This is a genomic window from Nitratireductor indicus C115, from assembly GCF_000300515.1.
Classification (GTDB): Bacteria; Pseudomonadota; Alphaproteobacteria; order Rhizobiales; family Rhizobiaceae; genus Nitratireductor; species Nitratireductor indicus.
Map to the genome: position 1 here is coordinate 519822 of NZ_AMSI01000001.1, position 23804 is coordinate 543625.

Annotated in this window: 19 protein-coding genes; 12 read left to right on the forward strand and 7 right to left on the reverse strand. The window is 59.3% G+C overall.

Annotated elements, in window-relative coordinates:
• Window positions 1-21 precede the first annotated feature (21 nt).
• Window positions 22-3510, reverse strand: coding sequence for a hybrid sensor histidine kinase/response regulator (locus NA8A_RS02515; protein WP_009755818.1), 3489 nt, complete (start codon window positions 3508-3510; stop codon window positions 22-24).
• 298 nt (window positions 3511-3808) lie between these two features.
• Between NA8A_RS02515 and mscL the strand changes: the two genes are divergently transcribed.
• On the forward strand, window positions 3809-4231 hold the full coding sequence (mscL, locus tag NA8A_RS02520) for a large conductance mechanosensitive channel protein MscL (RefSeq protein WP_009755819.1): 423 nt from the start codon (window positions 3809-3811) through the stop codon (window positions 4229-4231).
• A 97-nt stretch (window positions 4232-4328) separates the two neighbouring features.
• On the opposite strand, the gene hemA is transcribed toward mscL, so the two are convergent.
• Both hemA and NA8A_RS02530 read right to left on the reverse strand, forming a co-directional pair.
• Window positions 4329-5606, reverse strand: a complete 1278-nt coding sequence (gene hemA, locus NA8A_RS02525) for a 5-aminolevulinate synthase (RefSeq protein WP_009755820.1) — start codon at window positions 5604-5606, stop codon at window positions 4329-4331.
• Between the two features lie 142 nt (window positions 5607-5748).
• The gene (locus NA8A_RS02530; protein ID WP_040671642.1) at window positions 5749-6531 is read right to left on the reverse strand and encodes a GGDEF domain-containing protein; all 783 of its coding nucleotides are present in this window, start codon (window positions 6529-6531) and stop codon (window positions 5749-5751) included.
• Between the two features lie 231 nt (window positions 6532-6762).
• Here NA8A_RS02530 and NA8A_RS02535 point away from each other — a divergent pair, with 231 nt between their 5' ends.
• Window positions 6763-6981, forward strand: coding sequence for a hypothetical protein (locus tag NA8A_RS02535; RefSeq protein ID WP_009755822.1), 219 nt, complete (start codon window positions 6763-6765; stop codon window positions 6979-6981).
• Between the two features lie 103 nt (window positions 6982-7084).
• Here NA8A_RS02535 and NA8A_RS02540 read toward each other — a convergent pair whose 3' ends face one another.
• Window positions 7085-7399, reverse strand: coding sequence for a hypothetical protein (locus NA8A_RS02540; protein WP_009755823.1), 315 nt, complete (start codon window positions 7397-7399; stop codon window positions 7085-7087).
• Window positions 7400-7672: 273 nt separating this feature from the next.
• Here NA8A_RS02540 and NA8A_RS02545 point away from each other — a divergent pair, with 273 nt between their 5' ends.
• The gene (locus tag NA8A_RS02545) at window positions 7673-8074 is read left to right on the forward strand and encodes a c-type cytochrome (protein WP_009755824.1); all 402 of its coding nucleotides are present in this window, start codon (window positions 7673-7675) and stop codon (window positions 8072-8074) included.
• 15 nt (window positions 8075-8089) lie between these two features.
• Here the strand turns inward: NA8A_RS02545 and NA8A_RS02550 are convergent, their stop codons facing one another.
• Window positions 8090-9289, reverse strand: a complete 1200-nt coding sequence (locus NA8A_RS02550) for a serine hydrolase (protein WP_040671523.1) — start codon at window positions 9287-9289, stop codon at window positions 8090-8092.
• A gap of 184 nt (window positions 9290-9473) precedes the next feature.
• On the opposite strand from NA8A_RS02550, the gene NA8A_RS02555 reads away from it, so the two are divergent.
• Both NA8A_RS02555 and NA8A_RS02560 read left to right on the forward strand, forming a co-directional pair.
• Window positions 9474-10580, forward strand: coding sequence for an NAD(P)/FAD-dependent oxidoreductase (locus NA8A_RS02555; protein WP_040671526.1), 1107 nt, complete (start codon window positions 9474-9476; stop codon window positions 10578-10580).
• Between the two features lie 11 nt (window positions 10581-10591).
• Window positions 10592-10942 (forward strand): RidA family protein, encoded by a 351-nt coding sequence (locus NA8A_RS02560; RefSeq protein ID WP_009755827.1) that lies wholly within the window; start codon window positions 10592-10594, stop codon window positions 10940-10942.
• 49 nt (window positions 10943-10991) lie between these two features.
• Here the strand turns inward: NA8A_RS02560 and NA8A_RS02565 are convergent, their stop codons facing one another.
• The gene (locus NA8A_RS02565) at window positions 10992-11453 is read right to left on the reverse strand and encodes an Lrp/AsnC family transcriptional regulator (RefSeq protein WP_009755828.1); all 462 of its coding nucleotides are present in this window, start codon (window positions 11451-11453) and stop codon (window positions 10992-10994) included.
• A 107-nt stretch (window positions 11454-11560) separates the two neighbouring features.
• Between NA8A_RS02565 and NA8A_RS02570 the strand changes: the two genes are divergently transcribed.
• From NA8A_RS02570 to NA8A_RS02595, 6 genes are all read left to right on the forward strand, one after another.
• A complete protein-coding gene (locus NA8A_RS02570) occupies window positions 11561-13021 on the forward strand; it encodes an aminotransferase class V-fold PLP-dependent enzyme (protein WP_009755829.1) in 1461 nt (486 codons plus the stop codon).
• Between the two features lie 123 nt (window positions 13022-13144).
• Window positions 13145-13765, forward strand: coding sequence for a L,D-transpeptidase (locus tag NA8A_RS02575; RefSeq protein ID WP_009755830.1), 621 nt, complete (start codon window positions 13145-13147; stop codon window positions 13763-13765).
• A gap of 250 nt (window positions 13766-14015) precedes the next feature.
• Window positions 14016-15461: a TolC family outer membrane protein gene (locus NA8A_RS02580; protein ID WP_009755831.1), complete on the forward strand. Its 1446-nt coding sequence runs from the start codon at window positions 14016-14018 to the stop codon at window positions 15459-15461.
• A gap of 31 nt (window positions 15462-15492) precedes the next feature.
• On the forward strand, window positions 15493-17667 hold the full coding sequence (locus tag NA8A_RS02585; protein ID WP_009755832.1) for a type I secretion system permease/ATPase: 2175 nt from the start codon (window positions 15493-15495) through the stop codon (window positions 17665-17667).
• A 54-nt stretch (window positions 17668-17721) separates the two neighbouring features.
• Entirely contained in the window at window positions 17722-18999 is a 1278-nt protein-coding gene (locus NA8A_RS02590) for an HlyD family type I secretion periplasmic adaptor subunit (RefSeq protein ID WP_009755833.1), read from the forward strand.
• A 3-nt stretch (window positions 19000-19002) separates the two neighbouring features.
• Entirely contained in the window at window positions 19003-19614 is a 612-nt protein-coding gene (locus NA8A_RS02595; protein WP_009755834.1) for a ribbon-helix-helix domain-containing protein, read from the forward strand.
• 29 nt (window positions 19615-19643) lie between these two features.
• On the opposite strand, the gene NA8A_RS24570 is transcribed toward NA8A_RS02595, so the two are convergent.
• Window positions 19644-20603 carry a transglutaminase-like cysteine peptidase gene (locus NA8A_RS24570; protein ID WP_240532718.1) on the reverse strand — a complete coding sequence of 320 codons (960 nt, stop codon included), beginning with the start codon at window positions 20601-20603 and terminating at the stop codon, window positions 19644-19646.
• Window positions 20604-20988: 385 nt separating this feature from the next.
• Between NA8A_RS24570 and NA8A_RS02605 the strand changes: the two genes are divergently transcribed.
• The coding region (locus NA8A_RS02605) for a DUF5801 repeats-in-toxin domain-containing protein (RefSeq protein WP_240532719.1) at window positions 20989-23804 on the forward strand (2816 nt) is incomplete at its 3' end.

The following is a 23804-nucleotide window of genomic DNA, read 5'->3' on the forward strand; positions in this document are numbered from 1 at the left end:
CTCCAGAACGGTTGAGGCTGGCTATTCGGCTGCTTCCTTCATTTGCCTGCAACGCGTGAGCAATGTCCTCAGCGCGGCTGGCTTCAGCGGTTTGTTCAGGATCAGAACATTGAGTTCGTCGGCTGCAGAGCGCACTTCGTTGGAGCGGTCTGCGGTGATCAGAATGGCCGGAATCCCGGCGTCATGGCGCGCCCTGAGCTCTCCAATGATGGCAAGCCCATCCTCGTTGTTGAGGTGGTAATCGGCCAGGATAACGCCGGGGGCGGCTTCTCCCGCTTCCGGCAAGGTCTGCGAGCCTGTCGCAGTGCGCACCCGGCACCCCCAGCCTTCGAGAAGCTGCTGCATACCGTCGAGAATGCGCGGATCGTTGTCCACGCACAGAACATCGAGCCCGTTGAGCATGGCGCGCTGGGCTCCGCTCGCTGTGGAAGGCGCCTGCATCAGTTGGGCCGGAGCTTCGGCCGCAGGCAGGAACACGGAGAAACGGGTCCCTCGTCCGCGCAGGGAAAACAGGCGGATTTCCAGGCGCAATACCCGGGCGATACGATCGACGATGGAAAGGCCGAGCCCCAGGCCTTGCGCTTGTCGCATGCCCTCATCCAGCCGGGTGAACTCGCGGAACACCGTGTTGAGCTGATCTTCGGGGATGCCGATACCCGTATCCAGCACCTGCAGTTCGAGCAATTCTCCACGCCGTCGCACACCCACCAGAACCCGGCCTCGCGGTGTGTACTTGATCGCGTTGGAGACGAGATTCTGCACGAGCCGGCGCAGAAGATTACGGTCGGTTTCCACTGCAAGCGAAGTTGGCACGATGGTGAGTTTCAGGCCCTTCTCCGCAGCAAGCGGCTTGAAGTCGGTATCGAGCTGTTTGAGGAGCGGCTCCAGCCGGAATGCGCTGATCGTCGGCTTCAGCGCACCGGTATCCAGCCGCGATATGTCGAGCACGGCGCCGAGGATGACCTCCACGGAATCCAGCGAGGATTCGATGTTGGCCACATGCTCCCGTATGCCGCCGCTTTCGACGCGCTCCATGAGAGATGAGCAATAGAGCCTGGCGGCATTGAGGGGTTGCAGGATGTCATGGCCGGCGGCGGCGAGGAAGCGCGTCTTCCCCAGATTTGCCTCTTCCGCCAGCACCTGCGCCTGAGCGAGTTCTTCATTGACGCGCATCAGTTCGGCGGTGCGGTTGGCGACCCGCTGCTCCAGCGTCTCGTTGATCCGCTTGAGCGCCATGTCCGCTTCGACGCGTGGCGTGATGTCCGTATAGGTCGCCACGATCCCGCCATCGGGCATGGGGTTGGTGCGCAGTTCGATGATGCGTTCGCTCTTGATGAGGCGTATTTCCCAGGGAACGCCGAAATCGGTGAAGCGGTTGAGTGTGATGGTTTGCGCATCGGCGTCGAGCTCGCCACGCGCGGCAAGCAGGTTCACGAACCGGTCGAGCGGAACGCCCACCTGTCCCATTTCGTCCGGCAGGCTGAAGAGAATCCGGAATTGCCGGTTCCAGCAGATCAGCTGGAAATCCCGGTCAAAGACCGTGACGCCTTCCTCCATCTGGTCGAGCGCGGTCTGCAGGAGATCGCGGTTGTGCTGGAGCGCAATGGAAGCGTCGTCGAGAAGCCGCAGCGCGTCGCGCGGTGAGCGGTCGTTCCGCTGGAACAGCAGCGAGAGAATGAGGCGCGATGATGAAGAGCCCACCGCGCTCGCCAGAAGCTGTTCGGAAAAGCGCACCAGCGCCATGCCAGCATGCTCGCCGCCATTCAACCGGATGCCGTGCGTCGCCTCGAAAGTGGCGAAGGAGCGCTCGGTTCGTTCTGCTCCCAGGTAGCGTGAAATCGTATCCTTGAGATCGTTGACGGTGACGGCGGTGCGGAAGCGTCGCAGCGTGGGAATAGGCCCCGCTTCGCGCGGCACGAAGATCGCCGCCTGAATGCGCTCGAGCGGTTGTGCAGCACGCGACAGCGAGCCGAGGATGAAGAACAGCGTGTTGACGGCAAGGCTCCAAAGGACACCGTGATTGAGCGGCTCTGCGACGGTGCCGAACAGGGCTTGCGGCCGAAGTGCGGGAATTCCCAGAAGCCCTTCGCGGATGATGGCCGTGTCGGCCGGTGCCAGCGAGGGAAAGAGCAGCGTATAGCCCCAGAGGATGAAGCCGGCCCCCATGCCGAACAGGGCGCCGCGTGCATTGGCGCCGCGCCACAACAGGCCGCCGAAGAAGGCCGGCGCGAACTGGGCGATGGCCGCGAAGGATATGAGGCCGATGGCCGCCAGCCGCGTATTGTGCGTTGTTTCGCGATAATAGAGGAAGGCGGCGAAAAGGATGATGAAGATCGCCGCGCGCCGCACGTTGAGGATCACCGTCGACCAGTCTTCCTTGTCGCGTGCATCGGGTCTCAGAAGCCTGCGCACGAAGAGCGGAATGACCAGATCGTTCGAGATCATGATTGAGAGCGCGACGCTCGCCACGATGACCATGGCCGTTGCCGCCGAAAGACCGCCGATAAAGGCGATCAGCGCCAGCGCATCGTGACCTTCCAGCAAAGGCAGCGACAGGACGTAGAGGTCCGAATTGGTACCCCCGCCGACGAGCAGCAGCCCGGCAAATGCAATCGGCAGGACAAAGAGGTTGATGAGCACCAGATAGAGCGGAAAGAGCCAGCTTGCCGTTTCAAGCTCCGCCGTGCTCTTGTTTTCGACGATCGTCACATAGAACTGGCGCGGCAACATGATGATGGCAAAGGCGCTGAGCGTCGTCATCACGATCCAGGTGGCAAGCGAGGTCGGGTAGCTATAAGCCTCCTGAACACGGGGCAGGCGGCTGACCGCACTCGCCAGGTCCACCGGACCATCGAAGAAGTAATAGGTTACCGCAATGCCGACCGTGAGGAAGGCGGCCAGCTTCACGATGCTTTCTACCGCTACCGCGAGAACGAGCCCTTCCTGATGCTCTGTCGCATCGGCATGGCGGGTTCCGAAGAGAACGGCGAATATAGCCAGAAGCAGCGCGACGATGAGCGCGATGTCGCCGACGAAGAAGTCTATTGCTGGCGGGGCGCCGTCATAATGGGCCACCATCAGGCTGACGGAGTCCGAGATCGCCTTCAGTTGCAGGGCTATATAGGGAATGGTGCCGAATGTGGCGATGAGCGTGGCCATCGACGCGACCGCGAAGCTCTTGCCATAGCGCGCCGCCAGAAAATCGGCGATCGAGGTGATTTTCTCCGATTTTGCAAGCCGGATGATGCGCTTGAGCAGAGGAAATCCGAACAGGAAGACAAGGATCGGGCCGATATAGATCGCCAGGAACTCGAAACCGCGTTCGGAGGCCAGGCCAACGGAGCCGAAAAACGTCCAGGAGGTGCAATAGATTGCAAGGCTCAGCGCATAGATGAAGGGACGTGAACCGAGGCCGATACGCCGCCCGGCCCGGCTGTCGCCGAGACTTGCGATAACGAAGAGCAACGTCACATAAGCGACGGCTATGATGGCGATGACCCAGCCCTGCACGGCGGTTCGATCCTCCTCCCTGAAAGGCCATTCTCAGGCAATCACAGCCAGAATGCCCTGTCCAATGCTTCTTTAGAGCATTGTATAGTCAGATGGTTTCATATGACGTCCGATAAACGCGGAAAAATCAGAAGATGGAACGCTGCGCACCCGAAAGGAGCCGCGGCATTCCAAGTACAATTCGAAGACGCGGCGATTAGCGCTATTTTGCGCTTATCTCAATCTGCGGTTTTGCTATTGTGGCGCCGAGGCGGCAATTGAGTCGTCAGGGGTTGCAGCAAGATCGGGAGACATCCGTATGTTGAAGGAATTTCGTGAATTCATCGCCAGGGGCAATGTTATGGACCTGGCTGTCGGTGTCATCATCGGCGGGGCGTTCGGTCTTATCGTCAAGTCGCTGACCGACGATATCATCATGCCGATCGTCGGCGCGATCTTTGGCGGTCTGGACTTCTCCGATTATTTCCTGCCGCTTTCTTCTGGCGTTACAGCGACCACGCTTGCTGCCGCCCGTGAGCAGGGTGCGGTTTTCGCCTATGGCAACTTCCTGACCGTTGTCGTGAATTTCCTGATCCTCGCCTGGATCATCTTCCTGATGGTCAAGGCCGTGAACAATATGCGCCGCCGCATTGAGCAGGAGCCCGAAGCCGCACCGGCAGCACCTCCTGCCGATGTGCAGCTTCTGACCGAAATCCGAGATCTCCTCGCGAAGAAGAAATAAGGTTCTTCAGCACAGGCTGTTTTGACCTAAGCCTTCGTAAAGACAAAAAAAGCGCCGCCGGAGAGTCTCCGGCGGCGCTTTTGCTTTGTCGAGAATTTCAGCCGCCCGATTTTGGCACAAGCAGCGAAACCACCCGATCGGATTTGGCCTGCTGCGGTTGCCCAGCCTCGTTGAAGGGAATGCCGAGTGCATTCCATGTTTCAAGAAGCGCATCGCGCAGGGTCTCGATCAGCCCGTCATCGTGGAACGGCGTGGGGGTGATCCGCAGCCGTTCGGTACCGCGTGGGACGGTCGGATAGTTGATGGGCTGAATGTAAATCCCATGCTTCTCCAGAAGCCGGTCGCTGGCCTGCTTGCAGAGTTCGGGATCACCGACCAGAAGCGGCACGATATGGGTCTGCGAAGGCATGACTGGCAAGCCCGCTGCACCCAAGGTTTCCTTGGTACTCTGCGCCTGGCGTTGCTGCGCCTCGCGCTCCGCCGTGGAGGACTTCAGATGACGGATCGATGCTGTTGCGGCCGCTGCGATGGAGGGCGGCAGAGCCGTCGTGAAGATGAACCCCGGAGCATAGGAGCGCACGGCATCGACGACGGCGGTGGAACCGGTGATATAACCGCCGATGACACCGAAGCCCTTGGCAAGTGTACCTTCGATAATGTCGATGCGATGGGCGAGGCCGTCACGCTCGGTGATGCCGCCGCCGCGCGCGCCATACATGCCGACCGCATGAACCTCATCAATGTAGGTCATTGCGTTGTATTTGTCGGCGAGATCGGCAATCGCCTCGATAGGTGCGATATCGCCGTCCATGGAGTAGACGGATTCGAAAACGATCAGCTTGGCTTGTCCTGGCTCGGCCGCCTGCAAGAGGCTCTCGAGATGCGCCACGTCGTTGTGGCGGAAAATCTTCTTTTCGGCGCCTGAACGCCGCACGCCCTCGATCATGGAGGCATGGTTCAGCTCATCCGAGAGAACGAGGCAGTTCGGTAGGAGCCGGGCAATCGTGGAAATCGCGGCCTCATTGGAAATGAAGCCCGACGTGAACACCAGACCGGCTTCCTTGCCGTGCAGGTCGGCCAGTTCGCTTTCCAGCTCAACGAGCGGATGGTTGGTACCGGAGATATTGCGGGTGCCGCCAGCGCCCGCACCCATCCCGCCTGCCGTTTGCTGCATGGCGCGGATCACGTCCGGATGCTGCCCCATGCCGAGATAATCGTTGGAACACCACACGGTGATTTCGCGCACATCGCCATTGGCGCGCCACAGGGCGCGGGGAAAAGCGCCGACGATTCGCTCAAGATCGGCGAAGACACGATAACGGCGTTCGGCATGTAGTTGCTCGATCGCCTCCGAGAAGAAACGCTGGTAGTTCATGAGACCTTCCTGCTGTGCGGCGCGATCATAGTGTCGGCCCCAACGCGCGTCCATTGCGCATTTCGGGCAAAATGCCACGGTCAGCAGGGGGCGCTTTGCGCTCGATCAAATCGCACTGAAACGATTGCCGCAGGATAGGGTTTCAGGTCCGTCGCTCAGGCGCTTCCGAGGCGCCGAGGGCGCTCAGGCGAAAACCGTCGTCGCCCTTGGTACGAGCCTTGTCGAGTTGCTCGGAGGCGACGCGCATCAAGCCACGGAATTCGATCTGGTCCTCGAAAATCACGCCGCCGATATCGAGCGAAAGGCTGAGTTCGTTGCCTTCTGCAAGGAACGGTGTTTCGGTGGCGGCTGAGCGAATGCGCTCACCTACCTCACGTGCCTGCTCTACGGTGGCGCCGGGAAGGAAGATGCCGAATTCGTCGTCGCTGAGCCGCCCGACGATGTCGCTTCGGCGCACATTGGCCCGGATGACGGATGCTATCTGGCGCATGGATTCCTCGCCCCAGCGAAATCCGTAGTCGATATTGATCGACCGCGCGTTCTGGGCTTCCACAATGAGCAGGGCCCCGTAGGTGCGTCCGGCTTCCGAGACGGAGGTATTGCGCCGGCGTTCGACCAGGGTCGTGAAGGCATTGCCGTTCAGAACTTCCGTTGAGGGGTCGTGTGCGGCAGCGAAATTGCGCTCGTTGCGATAGTTGCGAACTGTCTGGGACGTATAGGCGATATAGAACAGAAGAGGCGCTGCGATTGCGACCGGAAGAATGATCGCGGCCAGCAGGCTCTGCCGGTACGGATTGATGTTTTCGCTGAAGAAAAGGAGATAGTGAACGAGAAAGGACAGGCCCACGGCACAGATCGTGCCAACGAGAGTGAAGGCAGCAAGCCATATCCAGCGGGGTGTGCGGGGCGTCTGTGATGTGTTCATGTCGTTCAGCATCCTCGGCTTTTACCCACTACTAGCCGGCAAATTTCTAACAACCGTTGATCCGATGTTTCGCTTTTTAACGAATCTCGCAGATTCCGCCAAGTTGTTGGATTGTCTAAATATGTGAAAATAAATAGGTATTTTATATAAATGTTACATTTTCCATTCGCTCCCCATTGATAGTTTGCCGTGCAATCTCATCGTCTCGCGGGGGCATCGGAAAGGGACATCATGCCGACAGACTTTGCGTCCGTGCACGCCCATCTCGAAAACGCCCAGGCGGCTTTGCGCGGTAGCGACCCGCAAACGCAAAGGCTGCGCGAGGTGATTGGCAGCCTGATCGACGATGTGCTGAAAGCGCAGTACTCGCCTGTCGCGCAGGGTGATCGGGTTGTGGCTTTTCCGGGTGCCGAGAAGAGTGAGCAGACGCCCTCTTCCCGTCATGGCTGAGAGGTTTCTCATTCGCGGGCTATAGCCTCGCGGCACGCGAACACGACAATGCGAACCGGCGCACGGTGCAGCGATGCCGTGTCCCGGTCGGAAAAATTCGGAATCAGTTTTGTTCGGTGTTCGCCGCAGCCAGTGCCTCATCCCGCAGGGGATGATTGCTTGCACGTGCGTCCTCGGTGCGTGTGGATGTTCCGCTATGGTCGAGAAACACAAGCGCCACCTCGTTTTCCGGCCCAAGCGCCACCGCTGCGATGCGCTGATATTGCGGATCGTCATCCAGCCTGCGGTTGAAGAGAACCCTACCGTCCAGTTCATCCAGAGCAGTCAGAAGAGCGGTTTCAAATCCTTGCGCCACGAGATCCGCCAAATCCAGCAGAAGCTCCAGTTGGACGACCTCAAGCGCATTGTCACATTGCACGGCTACTAAACTCGAATCGTTACTCACCACGTGAAATTAGCTGAGTGATTGTCTCCCCGGCAATGCGATTGCCGAAAACAGTTTGTTTCCAGATGAAACGTCCGATGTTCCTGAATATATGAGTTAAATCAGCATGTTTTATTCATTGCCGTCGCCTCCGATAAAAATCGCTGGTGCGGCAATCCTTCGCGCGAGAAGAGGTTCCCCGCGCTGCGGATACGATTTATCAAATCGGATCTTGGGTGTTTTGAACAAGCGGTGGAGGAATTGAGAATGCCGAAATTGATGAAGGCAATGGCGCTCGCCGCGCCGCTGTTTCTGGGGCTTTACGGCGCAGCGCACGCTGATCCGGATGCCGACGATGGCGAAAAGGTTTTTGCCAGATGCAAGGCCTGCCATGCGGTCGGTGAGGGAGCCAAGCACAAGGTTGGACCGGAGCTCAACGATTTGTTCGGCCGGGTGGCTGGTACGGTGGAGGGCTTCAAGTTTTCGCCGGCCATGCATGAAGCCGGCGAAAAAGGCCTGGTCTGGGACGAAGAGACCCTGCACGCCTATCTTGCTGCGCCGCGCAGTGTCGTGCCGGGCACCAAGATGGCTTTCGCGGGCCTCAAAAAACCCGACGACATCGAGGATGTGATCGCATATCTGAAGACCTTCTCCGAGAACGCACAGTAGAGGAAGGCGCCAGCCTTACTGACGGATCGTCTCGTCGATTGGCGATCCGGGCTGGTGCAGCCGTTCCAGCACTTCGATGATCTGGTACGCGGCGGTAACGCGCGCCGGAACAGGGAAGGTTTTGTTTGCCAGCAAAACGACGCCGAACTTTCTGATCGGAACGAAAGCGATATAGGCGGAAAACCCCTTCGCCGACCCGACCTTGTTCACGAGAACGCTGCGGCGCGGGGGAAAAGGCGGTTTCAACCGCTGTGCCGGCAATGTGCCGAAACGGATGAAAGGGGCATTCCCTTCAAGCAGATGGTTGAGTGTGACGGGATAGGGATACTGTTCCCAATAGAGACACTGAATCATGTCTTCGACTTTGAAATAGCCAACACGTGTGTTGAGAATCGCCTGTTTTACGGCCTCGTCGGCGCTCTCCTGTCCCATCTGCAATGCGACGAAGCGCAGGAGGTCCGATGCGGTTGTCTTTATGCCCAGCGCTTCGGCGGTCAGGAAGCCTGTCTCGGGCTCAACCGCCGCGCCCGTCCGGTTGTACCCGGTGGAAACCTGTTTGTGTTTGCCACGAGGCACGGCAATGAAGCTGTGCTTCATTCCAAGAGCGGGAAAAAGGTGCTGCTCCATTGCCTGGGAATATGACAGGCGCATGGACTTGGCCGCGAGAAGTCCCAGAAGGCCGCTGCCGAAACTTGTTTCCGTGCGTTGCAAGCCTGCAGGATAAGTGGGCGTCCAATGGAGGCCGTAGTCGATGAGTGTTTTTTCGTCGGTCACCATTCCGGGGGTGAGTGAGGGAAGCCCGGCTGTGTGCGTTGCAAGGTTTAACAGGGTCACATTGTCGAAACTGCTGCTGCGCAACGCCGGCCAGACATCGCTGACGCTGTCGAACAGCGAAAGTTTCCCTTCCTGCTCCGCGTGGGCCGCAAGAGTGGCCGAAAAGAGCCGGCTCATAGTGCCGATTTCGAACAGGGTGGACCGCGTGACTTTTGTCCCTGTTTCAAGAGAAGCATAGCCGAAATCGTAGATACGCTGTTCGTCTCCCGCAATGATCGCGACCGACATCCCTGGTATCTGTTCCTGTTGCATTAGGACGCCAACGATGTCGCTGATTGGCTCGGCATACCTATCTTCGGTGATGGGATCGGCGGCAAGAGCTGTATCAGGTTGGGTGGAAAGTAAAAATAAAATAATTATACTGATGAATTGTATTTTCATTTAGAAAAATCAATTTATGAAAATGATACCTTCACATTTTATTTTGGAAATCTATTCTTAGCAAGCCGTTTCTGGCGTCTTTAGTGACGTGTCACAATCATTGTCGAACGCTTGAGCCTATCGGCGATGGGCGTAGCGCTGTATGGGAAGGTTTTGGGGAGTAAGCCTTGAGAGCAGCGGGTCGATGAGCGGGATGTCCGATATTATTGTAATCGGCGGCGGTATAGCCGGCGTCAGCGCCGGCGCGCGGATGGCGAATGATGCCAGGGTAATCCTGCTCGAGGCAGAGGAGGCAATCGGCTACCACGCGACGGGACGCTCGGCGGCGATCTATATCCGCAACTATGGCAATGCTGCATTGCGCGCTCTGAATGCGGCATCCGAGCCCGTTTTCCTCGAGCCGGAAGGAATTTGCGAAAGCAGCCTGCTTTCGCCCCGGGGGCTCATCTATGTCGCTCTTCCCGAACATGCTTCGGCGATTGAAGGATTGTTGCAGGGCGCTACGGGCATGGAGCGCATCTCGCCTGAAGAAGCGTTGCGACGTGTGCCGATCCTTCGCCGCGAAGCCGTTGCCGACGCTGCGATGGAGCCCGGCGCCCAGGATATCGATGTGGATCGCCTGTTGCAGGGGTTTGCCCGGTTGTTGCGCAGGCGCGGCGGGCGCATCGTCACGCAGGCCCGTGTCAACAAGATCGAGCGGGAGGGCGGGGCCTGGACGGTTGAAGCTCCGCAAGGCACCTTCACCGCACCCATCATCGTCAATGCCGCGGGCGCCTGGGCCGATGCGATTGCCCGAATGGCAGGTGCCGAGCCTTTGGGGCTGACGCCCATGCGTCGCTCCGCCGTCATCGTCCCGGCGCCGGAGGGGCATGATGTGTCGGCCTGGCCGCTTTTCGCCTGCGCGGGCGAAGGCTGGTATGCCAAGCCGGAAGCCGGCAAGCTGATGGTCTCCCCAGCCGACGAAGATCCATTTGAACCTTTCGACGCCTGGCCGGACGATATGGTGCTTGCTGAAGGGCTGCATCGCTTCCAGCAGGCCGTGACCATGCCCATCACCCGTGTGGAGAGAAGCTGGGCCGGGTTGCGCAGCTTTTTCCCTGATCGCACGCCAGCCGTGGGCTTTGCGCCCGGGTTGGATGGATTTTTCTGGCTGGCGGGGCAGGGAGGCTATGGCGTTCAGACGTCTCCGGCGCTATCGGCTCTGGCGGCGGATCTCTGCGCCGGCCGATCCTCTTCCTTGCCGGATGAGGTTGTCCGGGCGCTTGCGCCGGAACGGCTAATGACCAACTGAAAGGAAAATGAATGTCTGAAATCACTCGCCTCGAAACAGGCGCCCGCATGAGCCAGGCTGTCGTCAACAATGGCACCATCTACCTGGCCGGTCAGGTCGGTGAGCCGGGGACGAGCGTAACGGAGCAGACCAAGGCGATTCTGGCCCAGGTCGATGATCTTCTGGCGCGCTGTGGTTCCGACAAGACCCGTATTCTCTCCGCCACCATCTGGCTTGCTTCCATGGATGATTTCGCAGAGATGAATGCGGTGTGGGATGGGTGGGTTGCACCCGGTCACGCGCCAGCGCGCGCCACAGGCGAATCCCGCCTGGCGACGCCTGAATACAAGGTCGAAATCATCATCGTCGCATCCGTCGCATAAGCTTCAGCAGCCGGGCGGAACTCCGCCCGGCTGCGTTTTGCCTGCGGGTTCAGATCGGCAATGGTCTGCGCTCTGCGATTGCCTCCATCGCGAAATAGGAGGTTACCGATTCCAGCTCCACTTTCTGGATCAGGCGCTGATAGACGGAATCGTAGCTTGCCATGTCCGTTGTGACGATGCGCAGCATGTAGTCATAGTCTCCTCCGATACGGAAGAAGTCGACGATTTCGGGAATTCCGGCCACATGCTGCCGGAAGATGCGCAGCCAATCCGCCGAATGATGCCGCGTCTTTACCATCACGAAGACTACAAGACCCAGGCCGAGCTTGTTACGGTCTATCATCAGCGTCTTGCCGCGGATGACGCCGCGTTCCTCCAGCGCCTTTAGGCGGCGCCAGCAGGCATTCTGCGAAAGCCCGACCTTCTCGGCGAGGTCGCGCTGCGAAAGCCCGGCATCGCGCTGCAGCTCGCGCAGGATTCGCCTATCAAAATGATCTATTTTCTCATCCATAGTCGTTCATATGATCGAATATTGTCGCTTTTAGCAATGAGTTTTGGCGAAAATGATTGCTTTTATTGTGAGATCATTTTTCAAAATCAATTACGGGGTAATTCACGATGGCCGGCACGGTTTTGGGAGATTTCATTGCGAGCCTGCAGCGTAACGACCTGCAGTCCTATTTACGTCAGGGGTTGATCGGCGAAGACGCTGTGATTGATGGCCCTTGTGGTCGCAAGTCCATGATCTATGCCGATTATGTCGCGTCTGGCCGAGCGCTTGCGCAGGTGGAGGACTTCATTCGCGACGAGGTTCTGCCCTATTACGCAAACAGCCACACGGAGGCTTCCTATTGCGGCGCTTTCTGTACGCGCCTGCGCGAGGATGCTCGCCGTCAGATCCATCGCATCGTTCGCGCTGACGAGGCGACCAGTGTTGTTTTTGCAGGCTCCGGTGCAACGGCTGGCATCAATCGCCTGGTGCGGCTTCTGGGTATCGCCGAACTCGTGGCGAAAGGAGGACGCGCGGTCGTTTTCACCGGTCCCTATGAGCATCACTCGAATATCCTGCCCTGGCGGGAAAGTGGTGCGGAAGTGGTCGCAATCCCCGAAAAGGATTGTGGTGGACCGGATCTGGCCGCGCTGGCCGAAGCCTTGAGGAACCATGCCGATGCGGCGTTGAAGATAGGCACCTTTTCCGCAGCGTCGAACGTGACGGGTATTGTCAGTGATACGGACACCGTCACCCGGATTTTGAAGCAGCATGGCGCACTGGCCATCTGGGACTATGCGGGTGGTGCCCCCTATCTCGAGATGGATATGAAGCCTGGCACCGATTGCGCGAAGGATGCCGTGGTCCTGTCTCCGCACAAGTTTCCGGGCGGGCCTGGTGCTTCCGGCATCCTCGTTCTGCGCAATGCGATCGCCCGCACGGACAAGCCGACCATGCCGGGCGGTGGGACCGTGACATTTGTTTCGCCGTGGGCGCATGACTATTCGAAGTCGCTGGCAGCGCGCGAAGAAGCAGGCACTCCGAATGTGGTGGGAGACATCCGCGCCGCACTGGTACTCTTGATCAAGGAAGCTTTGGGACAGGAGTTCATCGACCGGAGGCATGAGGCCTTGAAGGCAAGGGCTTTGTCCGTCTGGTCGAAGAACGCAAATCTGGAACTCCTCGGAAACCCGCGCGCGCCGCGCCTGCCGATCTTCTCGTTCCGCATCCGCGACGGGCAGGGCAGGCCTGTGCATCACCAGCTCTTTACCCGCATGCTGAGCGACTTCTTCGGCATTCAGGCTCGTGGTGGCTGCGCTTGCGCTGGCCCTTATGCACACCGTTTGCTGGGCATAGAAGAGCAGCAGTCGAATGCGCTGCTGGCGAGCATCCGGGCCGGCCAGGAGATGGAAAAGCCGGGCTGGGTGCGCCTCAACTTCAGCTATCTGATGACTGACGATAAAGCCGACTATGTGATCGAGTCTGTCGACCGGCTGGCTCGGGAGGCGCTCTCGCATGCCGGCGAATATGATTTCGACCCGGCGACCGCCCGTTTCCGCCACAAGGGTCTGGAGAAACTCGCCGGGTAAGCGGTTTGACGCAATTCGTTTGCGTGTATAATTGCATAAACACAACCAAAAAGCGTATTGAATTGGGTGCGTTTGTGGCAAATCCTAAGCTTGAGCCTGGTTCGGAGCGAGTTTGGGGTAGCCATGAAGAAGGCCTTGTGGATCGTCCTGACGGGGGCTCTGCTTTTCGCAGGCCTCGCATCGGCGGTTTTTGCGGAACAACAGAATGTTACCGTCAGGCAGTTCGACCCCGCGACGGGAAAGTGGGTTCGCAAGGAGCGCAAGCTCGCGTTCAAGGCTCCTTGGAGCGATAGCGTCATCAAGCCCGAGATTGTGCCTTTCTCGGAGAAGCTGCCAGCAGGCTCGATTGTCGTCGATACGGCGCAACGCCGGCTGTTTCATGTGCGTGGCGACGGCACTGCCATGCGCTACGGCATTGGTGTCGGGCGCGAAGGCTTCGAGTGGCGTGGGCGTGAGAAAATCTCAAGAAAGGCCGAATGGCCGTCCTGGCGCCCGCCTGCAGAGATGATCCGCAGAGAGGCGGCTCAGGGGCGCATATTGCCGACGGTAATGGAGGGCGGACCGGAAAATCCGCTTGGCGCACGGGCTCTGTACCTTGGCTCCACCCTGTTTCGCATTCACGGCACAAACCAGCCCTGGACCATCGGGAAAGCTGTTTCATCCGGTTGTATTCGCATGATAAACGACGATATCGTCAGCCTCTACAACCAGGTCAGAGTGGGTACTATCGTCGTCGTCCGATGAGTCGGCTAAAAATATGACGATTTAGGTATTATTTAAATTTCAAATAGTTATAAAGGGCGTTACATTTGTTGTAAGCCTGCAACAGGCGCTATAAATGAGGTGGCTAAAGTTGCCTTTAGGGCAGTTTGTGCAGGCTAAACAATAGCTGCTTAAACGATAATGCCATAAGGATTAGCTTAAGAAGCCCGGTCGTGGTGTGCCGGGTCCACCGGCTGGTGCTATCGGGAAAGCGCAAGCTTGAGGGGGGACTATGAAGTTCAAAGCGCGTGTTACGCGTATGCTGGCGGCAGCTCTCTTTGGAAGCGTCGCGTTCTATGCAGACAATGCAAGCGCCCTGTCGCTGAAGGAAGCGATGGCCGTTGCGCTCGAATCCAATCCTGAAATCGGACAGGCGGTCGAGAATCGCGAAGCGATCGAGTTCGAACTGCGCCAGGCGCGGGGCCTTTACCTTCCAAGTGTCGACTTGGAAGCGTCCGTCGGTGCCCGCCGGCTCGACAATCCCTCGCGCCGCGGTGTCGGGATCGAGGACGATCCGCTCTATCCGTCGGAAGTGGGACTTTCGGTCACGCAGAAGCTGTTTGACGGCGGCGGTCGCCGTGCCGAGCTGGAGCGTCAGGCGGCGCGGGTGGATTCTGCCTCTTTCCGGGTTCTGGAACGTTCCGAGACAATCGCTCTTCAGGTGGTGCGCGAGTATCTGGAATATCTCCTCCAGATTCAGATCGTGAATGAATCGCGCGCCAATCTCGGCTTCCACCAGTCCATGCTGGGCGATATCAGCTCTCTGATTTCCGGTGGAGCGCTCACTGAAGCAGACCGCCAACAGGCGCAGGAACGTGCGCTTTCCGCGAAGGCCCGCCTCAAGGAGGCCGAGGAAGAGCTGGAAGCCGCCAAGATCCGCTTCTACAAGCTGGTCGGCAAGCCGCTTACAAACCCTGTCATGCCTGCTTCGGTGGCTTCCGCCCTGCCGCGGTCGCTGGATGCGGCGATTGGCATTGCGCGTGCCAACAATCCGCGCATAAAGGTCGCCAATGCCGACATCGACGTGGCGGATGCACAGGTTGATGCCGCCCGTTCGAAGATGTTCCCCGAGATCTCGGCGGAAGGGCGCGCGCGAACCGGTTACGACATCGATGGCGCCGATGGCCGCACCCATGACCTGCAGGCGCGTGTGGTCGCCCGCTGGAATCTCTATCGCGGGGGTATCGACGTTGCCAACGAGCAGGAGCAGATTCGCCGGGCAAGCGAGCAGCGCCTCGTTCTGCATCAGGCCTATCGTGAGGTTGAGGAAGCTGTGCGCATCTCGTGGGATCGCCGCCAGCGCCAGATCGATCTTTCCAGCACTCTGCGGGATCAGGCCGCCACCAATGCGCGCCTTGTGAATTCCTATCGCGAGCAGCTTGTTGTCGGCCAGCGCTCGCTTCTGGATGTGCTTGGCGCACAGAACACGCGCTACAGCGTGAACGTTCTGTCGAAGACGGCTCAGTACGCGGCTCTCTTTGCAGAGTATCGCATTCTCGCCGCCACCGGCACGCTTCTCAACACGATGCATCTGCAGAGTGCGAAACAGTCCGAGGCTTACGCCAGAACCGAGTTCAATGTGCCCGAGACCGCGCCCACGGAAACCTACAAGAGGTTGCCGTCCAGGCAGGTGAACGATCTCCCGCTCGATCTTCTGGCTCCGATCCGGAGACAGTAGCCGGTCGGTTGAAACGGTTTGACAGAAGCTGTTGGAACAGGTCCGCAAACCCATTGTAGAAACGCCGCTACACACAGGCGGTTTCCGATCCGCTTTTCGGGAAATCGCCCTGTTTCTGGCCCGCCCGTCATCGGACACGGTGCTGTTTTCGGACACGCCCTTCGATGAGGCAAGGCCAGGCTTCGAGGATGTTGAGCGCCTTGCCGCACGTATAGGTCTCGAAGTCGAGGAACATGGCAGGCGTTCGCTCGCCTCGCGCGCGGCCGATCTTCCCTTGCTCGTTCTTTTCGAGGACGGCACGGCGCTTTCCCTTCTGGAAGCGCTGCCGGATGGCCGTTATCGAACCTCCCTGGCTCCCGAACTGGATGCAGATGGAGATGTTTCGCTGCCCGAGGTTCTGGCGCGAGACGTTCGCTTCGCCGTCTCGTTCAGTATCGTTTATCTGAACCAGGCGGAAGATGCCCGGCAAGGCATGCCTGGCGCAATCGAGAAGCGCCATTGGCTGGCGACGACGCTGACACCGTTCTGGCGCTCCTATGCGCAGGTGGCGCTTTCCGCCCTGTTTGTGAATCTTCTGGCGCTCGCCTCGCCGCTTTTCGTGATGAACGTCTACGATCGCGTTCTACCCAATCAGGCGACGGCCACGCTATGGGTTCTGGCCTTGGGCGTCGCGGGCGCAATCCTGTTCGACTTCCTCTTGAAGACGGTGCGCGCGGCGCTCATCGATTATGCCGGCCGCAAGGCTGATCTCAAACTGTCCTACCTTTTGTTCGAAAAGGTACTGCACGCGACGCTCGCCTCCCGCCCGATGTCGACGGGCGAATATGCGAATCGTGTGACGCAATATGAGTTCGTACGTGAGTTTTTCACGTCCAACACGCTCAGCACCATCATCGACAGCGTCTTTGTTTTCGTCTTCCTGCTCGTGATTTACAGCGTTTCGGGCTGGCTCGCGCTGATTCCGACCACGGCATTCGTTATCGCGCTCATTATCGGCCTCGTAGCGCAAAACCGTATCGGAAAGCGTGTCGCAGCCGCCAACAATGAAGCAGCGCAGCGTCAATCTCTCCTTGTCGAGACCATCTCCACTATCGAGACGGTCAAGTCGCTGCGCTCCGAGCGCATTCTGCTGCGTCGCTGGAGCGAACTGGCCAAGAACGCTTCGCGCACATCCGAAGGCATCAAGCAGCTGTCCGCCTGGGCCAGCAATATGACCCAGTTCGTGCAGCAGCTTGTCACCGTCGCATTGGTGGTGGCTGGTGCCTATGAATTCGCGCAGGGCAATATCTCCACCGGCGCCATCATCGCCACGGTTATGCTGTCGGGGCGGGCGGTCGCTCCGCTTGGCCAGATCGCCATGACCCTGTCGCGCATGCGTCAGGCCATGCTTTCGCTGCGAATTCTCGACGGGATCATGAGTCAGCCGGAGGACCGGCCGGAGAGCGCGGGTTTCGTGAATCGCGAGGTCCGTACCGGCGAGGTTGCTTTCCGCGCGCTGGCCTTCACCTACCCCGGCGCCGACAGTCCGGCGCTCAACGATTTTTCGCTTGCAATCAAGGGCGGCGAGCGGGTCGGCATCATCGGCCGCATTGGCTCGGGAAAGACGACCGTGGGCCGTCTGATGGCCGGGCTCTATCCGCCCACTTCGGGCAGCTTGCTGCTCGATGGCGTCGATATCCGGCAATACCATCCTTCCGTCGTGCGTTCCGCCGTGGTTTTCGCCTCCCAGGTTGCTGATTTGTTTTCCGGTTCCATCAAGGAAAACCTCCTGATGGCGAAACCTGACGCGACGGATGACGAGATCGTACAGGCCGCGCAACTAGCCGGTGTCGACCAGTTCGTCGCCCGGCATCCGCGTGGCTACGACATGCCTGTGGGCGAGCGCGGCAGCCAGCTTTCCGGTGGTCAGCGGCAGGCCGTCTCCATCGCGCGCCTATTGTTGTGCAAGCCCAAGGTTGTCTTCCTGGATGAGCCGTCGGGGGCAATGGACCTTGCCAGCGAGCGCGAGCTGATCCTCAAGCTGGACAAGGCATTCGCAAAGGACGTCACGCTTGTCATCTCGACGCATCGCCACAGCATGCTGCAACTTGTCGACCGCCTCGTGGTCATAGATCAGGGACGGGTGGTGGCCGACGGCCCGAAGGAGAAGGTTATCGCTGAATTGCAAAAGAACGCACGTGCCGGCAATGCCGGCCGGGCCGGATGAACGAGGGCTCGGCGTCCGAAAAGGTTCGCCGTGGCACTGGGAGGCAAAGATAAGATGGATCGTCCGCCGCTTGCAGCCCGCTTGGGCCTGATCGTGATCTCGGCCCTTCTTTTGACATTCATTGGCTGGGCTTCCGTGGCAGAGGTGCAGGAAATCGCCCGGGGCCAGGGCAAGATCATTCCCGTTTCCAAGACCCAGATCGTGCAGTCGAGCGAGCCCGGCGTTGTGCAGGAGATTGCTGTCAGGGTGGGGCAGGTCGTCCACAAGGGAGATCTGATCCTGCGCCTGGACGATACGGTGACGGCCTCGTCGCTGGGAGAATCCGAGGCGCGCGCCCGTGCCCTGCGCGCCCAGATTGCCCGGCTGAACCTTGAGGAAAAAGGCGCGTTCGATGCTGAATATATCTGCCCTGAGAGCCTGAAGGATGTCGCGCCTGAAATCTGCATCAACGAAGCGCGTCTTTTCAAGGCGCGCGCCGATAACATCCGCAACAAGCGGTCCGTGCTCGAGGAGCGCCATCAGCAGCGGGTGAAGGAACTGGACGAGGCTCGCGTCAACATTGCACGCCTGGAGGAAAACCAGAAGATTTCGCAGCGCGAGGCGGATTTACTGGGCCCTATGGTCAAACGCAAACTGGTGGCGCAGACCGAGTTTCTGCGCGTGCAGAAGGAATTGACCGAAACCAGCGGGCAGCTCGATCTGGCCCGCGAAACCATCCCGCGCATCGAGGCCTCGATCAACGAGGCCGCCCTGCAGATTCAGGAGCTGGATCTGCAGGTGGAACAAGAGGCGCTTTCCGAGCGCACGCAGGCGCTCGCCGAGCTGTCGGTCATCGAGGCGACCATCCGTGGAGCCAGCGATCGCGTTGCCCGCACAGATATCCGTTCTCCGGTCGATGGCATCATCAACACGCTTGAGGTCAACACTGTGGGCGCCTATGTGCAGCCCGGTACCGTGATCGCAGGCGTGGTGCCAACATCCGAAACGCTTCTGGTGGAGGCGCGGATTTCGCCGCGTGACGTCGCATTCGTGCGGCCCGGGCAACCCGCGCTCATCAAGGTCACGGCATACGATTTTTCGATCTATGGCGGGCTTGAGGGCGAGGTGCAGAACATTTCCGCTGACAGCCTCGTCGATCAGTCCACGGGGGAAACCTATTATCAGGTTCTGGTGAAAACGGATCAGGCCGAACTCGTCCGCAATGGCAAGAGCTATGCCATCATCCCCGGTATGGTGGCCACGGCCGACATCATGACCGGCAAGAAGACAATCCTTGCCTATTTGATGAAGCCCATCAACAAGGCGCGCAACGAAGCCTTGAGGGAACGTTAGGCCATGGCGCGCGCAAGCCCATCTCCTGATCCCAACTGGGCGTTTGTACCGCGTTTCCGGGTCGTGCGTGTCGGCGAGGAACGCAAGGGGTTGCGCCTTGAGGAAATATTCTGGGCCGTTCTGAAGGATATGGCCCATAAGCACGATGTTTCCGTCGGCGATATCGTGAGGAGATGCGAAGAGCGGCTTGAGCCGCGTGGCAATCTCTCCTCGGCATTGCGGGTGGAGGCGGCGCGTCATCTGCAGGCCGAATTGCACTCGGCGCGTCAGCGCACGGGCCTCAAGGCTGTCACCAACCAGGTATTGGCTTGTCCGACGCCGTGCTTTGCACTGTCGGAAGACCGGCGACTGATCGCTCACAATCCGCCGTTCATCGCCTTCGTCCAGTCCCGCCTGTCGCGCTTGCCACTTTCGACGACCGTGCAGGGGGTGCGTCTTTCCCTGGATGTCCAGTTTTCGGAGCTTATCGAAAAACTGCGGATCGAAGGCAGTGGCCCGGCGACGGTGGGCTTCGTGATCGGCGTGGATGACCAGCTTATCCGCGGACGGCTGAATGCGGTTCTGGCGCCGCTTGTCGAGCGCGACGCCATCATCGGTTTCGTCCTGCCTGCCTGACCGCAGCTCGCCGCAGCCGGCAGGAAATCTCAGTGAATGCCTTCGCCCGGCGTCATGCCAGCCGGAAGTGTGCCGATCGAGGCCACCAGTCTTTCTCCGACTTTCTTCCCATGAATCCAGGAGCGCTCACCACTCAGCGAATAAAGCGGCAGGTAGTCGGAAAGTTGAGTGTCGACCATCACACGGTCATGCAGATTGTCGAGAATGTAGTGCCCCTTGCTGGTGGAAACCGCCAGCACTGCATGAAAAAGCTGTCGCCGCTGATCCTGCAGGATCACAATGGACATGCTCGCCATCGGTATGCCCGCGCTGTTCAGCGCTGCCATTTTCAAGATGGCGTAGTCTTCGCAATCGCCACGGCCGCGCGAGAGGATTTCGCCGGGCTTGGCCCAGTAATCCATGGTGCCATAATTATCGCGATCACTCGTATAGGCTACGGCCTTGTTGACGGCGATGTTGATGGCGGCAAGCTTTTCGCCGAAGGTCTTGTCTTTGGCAATCGTTACCACCCGGGCAAGATGTTTTGCCTTGGACGCGCAGTCCGAAGACGCGCCGCATCGTGAAAATTCGGCCTGGGCGACGGCGGGGTAGACGCGCTCCCAGCTCTTGCGTGAAGGCAGCGCCTTGAACGGTATGGCGACCGATTGAAAGACGGCGCGAGCCGTATCCTCTCGCTGCGCGGGCGGGTGGCGCGGGGCGGGCGTTGCCGGCCTGGTGGCAGCGATCTTCTGGATCGCGGTCTTTTCATCGCCCACACTCTCGGGAAGACGCTGAACAAGGTCGGAGATCCAGTTGCTCGCAATCGTCGTGAAGCTGGAGAACGACGAATAACTTATATTTGCGAGAACCGAAATTTCCGATGGGGCAAGGCTATATGTAGAGGCCTTTGCCAATGTTGGGAGAAAGAGCGACGAGTAAATAAAAGCAAAAAGAATTGCTTTCTTGGTCGGTAATTTTATTTTCTTTCCCATGGATGCCCCCGCAATCACAACGCAAGCATGATAGGAAATTCGAATAAAACTTGGATTAATACCTATAGATTACTTTTAGTTTCAGAAATAGATCGAATTTTATGTGATTTTTCAATCCTCCGGCATCGGAGGAAAAGCCCTATCAGTGGCCTGCATGGGAGTGCGTGACCGGAAACGCGAGGTGGAACGCAATTCGCGTTTCCGAGGGCAGGGCCGCTATTCCCTCAGACCATGATAGAGTTACAAATTATAAGGAAATATATATTGGGTTATGCGAATGCATTAACCAAGCATGAATTTCCTGCGATGAGGCATATCATGATATATGGCTTCCTTGAGGGAAGACTTGCCGGCTCAGTTTCTCCGTGTCGTGCTCTCCACAAGTACCATTGTGGGGGTTGTCATGGCCAACGAAGATTTCACGTCCGCCGCGCAGGAGCAGGGCATCGCTTCTGGTGAAGCCGCATCCGGTCACTCCGATCAGGGGATTTCGTCTCCCTCCGTAATGGCCCAGGCAGCAACGGGCGAGCCCGTTCCGGTCGATCCCGTTACCGGCAAGCCGGTCGCGCAGCCGGAAGCCCCCGTCCAGGCCGCTCCGGTTCCTTCGACCGTTTCGGCCGACGCCAACAATGTGGTACATCTTCCACAGGGCGTTTCCATCGATCAGATAGGGGTGGATGGGGACAATCTGGTTCTGGTTCAGCCCGATGGCACGTCCATCACCATTCTCAATGCCGCGTTGAAAGTTCCGACATTCCTGATCGGTGACGTCGAGATTCCGCAGGTCGCTCTGACGGCGGCTCTGGAAGCCAACGGCATCAATGTTGCGGCTGGTCCCGACGGCAGCCTCACAGTGGTGTCGTCCGCCTCGCAGAGCGCCGGTGGCAATTTCGGTCTCGGAGCGCCGGATATCGGTGCTGCCGGTCCTGTAATCGATCTCCTGCCGCCGACGGCGCTGCAGTTCGGCCGGCTTGAGCGGCCCGAATTGTTTCCGTCGGTACGCGGTAACGACCTGCCGGAGCTGAGCATCACGCCGCTTCCCGGCATCGTGAATGAAAGTGCGCTCGATACGTCGGGAGCCATGGGGTCCGGCGGCGGCACGACCACCGCCACAGGCGCCATCAATGTCGATCCGGGCGATGACGGTCTGGGTTCTCTCGTTGTGACCAACTACAACGGCCAATCGGTGGACGTGACCAATGGCGGCACGATTGACGGCGAATACGGCACGCTGACGATTATTCGCGCGCCTGACGGCACCTACAGCTTCGAATACGATATCACCGACAACACGATCGACCATTCCGGCGTTGGCCAGGTCGGTGCGGACGATGTGGTGAACGATGATTTCATCATCACGCTGACGGATGGAAACGGCGATTCGGTCAGCGATGACCTGACGATCATTATCACTGACGACGGTCCGGCAATAGATCTCGTGGCCATCGAGGACGCCGCGGTCGTTCTGGATGAAACCGACAACGATGCCGACGATGGCGATGTGGGTGGACTTCTGGCCAATGTTACCGTGCCGGGATCCGCACTTTTCACTGAAACGGCAGTACCAGGCGCTGACGGTGAGCAGTCCAAGATTTATTCCCTGGTTCTGAACGATGGTTCCACCGGCCTGACGGACACGGCCAGCGGTGAAGCTGTCATCCTCGTTCGTGATGGCGACGACATCGTCGGCCAGACCGAAAACGGAGGCGCGGAAGTTTTCCGCATCAGTGTCGACACGAATTCAGGAGCCGTGACGGTCAGTCAGTCGCGCGCCTTGTTCCATGACCAGAACCCGGGTTCCGATGCGGAAGCTCATGACGAGAGCCTGACGCCGGAAGTAATGAACAGCGGCTTGGTCTCGCTGAATGTCGTGCTGACCGACGGCGACGGCGATACCGCCAGCGCAACCGCCGAACTGGGTTCCTTGATCAGGTTCGAGGATGACGGGCCTTCGATCGAGCCCTCGGGCGCGACGCTTCCCACGCTGGTGACGGACGATACGGACATCACGGACACGACGGGTCCTGTGTCGTTTGCCGGCCTGTTCACGCATGACTTCGGCGCTGACGGGTTCAAGGATGCGGACGACAATGATGCCGCGGATGCGGATGCAATCTCCTATGCGCTGTCCCTGAAGAACGGCAATGGCACGGATAGCGGCCTTGTTGACACGCTGTCGGGCGATGCGATCCTGCTGCGCGTTGATGGCAATGGCGACATCGAGGGCTATCTTGCCGGCGATGCGGGCACGGTTGCGTTCAAGATCGACATCGATCCGGATACGGGCGATGTGACGCTGACGCAGAACCGCTCTGTTGTGCATGACGATGCGAGCGATCCGGTCGAGACGGGCGGCTCCGCCGCGGTGATGTCGAGCGACGTGATCACGCTGACGGCGACGATCACGGATGGGGACGGCGACCAGGACACGGCGTCGGTTGATATCGGCGGTGCCTTCGCCTTCGAGGATGACGGACCTTCGATCGAGCCCTCGGGTGCGACGCTTCCCACGCTTGTGACGGACGATACGGACATCACGGACACGACGGGTCCTGTGTCGTTTGCCGGCCTGTTCACGCATGACTTCGGCGCTGACAGCTTCAAGGACGCGGACGACAATGATGCCGCGGATGCGGATGCAATCTCCTATGCGCTGTCCCTGAAGGGTGGCAATGGCACGGATAGCGGCCTTGTTGACACGCTGTCGGGCGATGCGATCCTGCTGCGCGTTGATGGCAATGGCGACATCGAGGGCTATCTTGCCGGCGATACGGGCACGGTTGCGTTCAAGATCGACATCGATCCGGATACGGGCGATGTGACGCTGACGCAGAACCGCTCTGTTGTGCATGACGATGCGAGCGATCCGGTCGAGACGGGCGGCTCCGCCGCGGTGATGTCGAGCGACGTGATCACGCTGACGGCGACGATCACGGATGGGGACGGCGACCAGGACACGGCGTCGGTCGATATCGGCGGTGCCTTCGCCTTCGAGGATGACGGACCTTCGATCGAGCCCTCGGGTGCGACGCTTCCCACGCTTGTGACGGACGATACGGACATCACGGACACGACGGGTCCTGTGTCGTTTGCCGGCCTGTTCACGCATGACTTCGGCGCTGACAGCTTCAAGGACGCGGACGACAATGATGCCGCGGATGCGGATGCAATCTCCTATGCGCTGTCCCTGAAGGGTGGCAATGGCACGGATAGCGGCCT

What these genes read in the sequence shown, in the direction of transcription:
- NA8A_RS02575 (WP_009755830.1), top strand. Translation starts at nt 13,145, where the DNA reads ATGAAGAAGGCCTTGTGGATCGTCCTGACGGGGGCTCTGCTTTTCGCA.
- mscL (WP_009755819.1), top strand. Translation starts at nt 3,809, where the DNA reads ATGTTGAAGGAATTTCGTGAATTCATCGCCAGGGGCAATGTTATGGAC.
- NA8A_RS02595 (WP_009755834.1), top strand. Translation starts at nt 19,003, where the DNA reads ATGGCGCGCGCAAGCCCATCTCCTGATCCCAACTGGGCGTTTGTACCG.
- NA8A_RS02590 (WP_009755833.1), top strand. Translation starts at nt 17,722, where the DNA reads ATGGATCGTCCGCCGCTTGCAGCCCGCTTGGGCCTGATCGTGATCTCG.
- hemA (WP_009755820.1), bottom strand. Translation starts at nt 5,606, where the DNA reads ATGAACTACCAGCGTTTCTTCTCGGAGGCGATCGAGCAACTACATGCC.
- NA8A_RS02545 (WP_009755824.1), top strand. Translation starts at nt 7,673, where the DNA reads ATGCCGAAATTGATGAAGGCAATGGCGCTCGCCGCGCCGCTGTTTCTG.
- NA8A_RS02530 (WP_040671642.1), bottom strand. Translation starts at nt 6,531, where the DNA reads ATGAACACATCACAGACGCCCCGCACACCCCGCTGGATATGGCTTGCT.
- NA8A_RS02570 (WP_009755829.1), top strand. Translation starts at nt 11,561, where the DNA reads ATGGCCGGCACGGTTTTGGGAGATTTCATTGCGAGCCTGCAGCGTAAC.
- NA8A_RS02550 (WP_040671523.1), bottom strand. Translation starts at nt 9,289, where the DNA reads ATGAAAATACAATTCATCAGTATAATTATTTTATTTTTACTTTCCACC.
- NA8A_RS02560 (WP_009755827.1), top strand. Translation starts at nt 10,592, where the DNA reads ATGTCTGAAATCACTCGCCTCGAAACAGGCGCCCGCATGAGCCAGGCT.
- NA8A_RS02580 (WP_009755831.1), top strand. Translation starts at nt 14,016, where the DNA reads ATGAAGTTCAAAGCGCGTGTTACGCGTATGCTGGCGGCAGCTCTCTTT.
- NA8A_RS02565 (WP_009755828.1), bottom strand. Translation starts at nt 11,453, where the DNA reads ATGGATGAGAAAATAGATCATTTTGATAGGCGAATCCTGCGCGAGCTG.
- NA8A_RS02535 (WP_009755822.1), top strand. Translation starts at nt 6,763, where the DNA reads ATGCCGACAGACTTTGCGTCCGTGCACGCCCATCTCGAAAACGCCCAG.
- NA8A_RS02555 (WP_040671526.1), top strand. Translation starts at nt 9,474, where the DNA reads ATGAGCGGGATGTCCGATATTATTGTAATCGGCGGCGGTATAGCCGGC.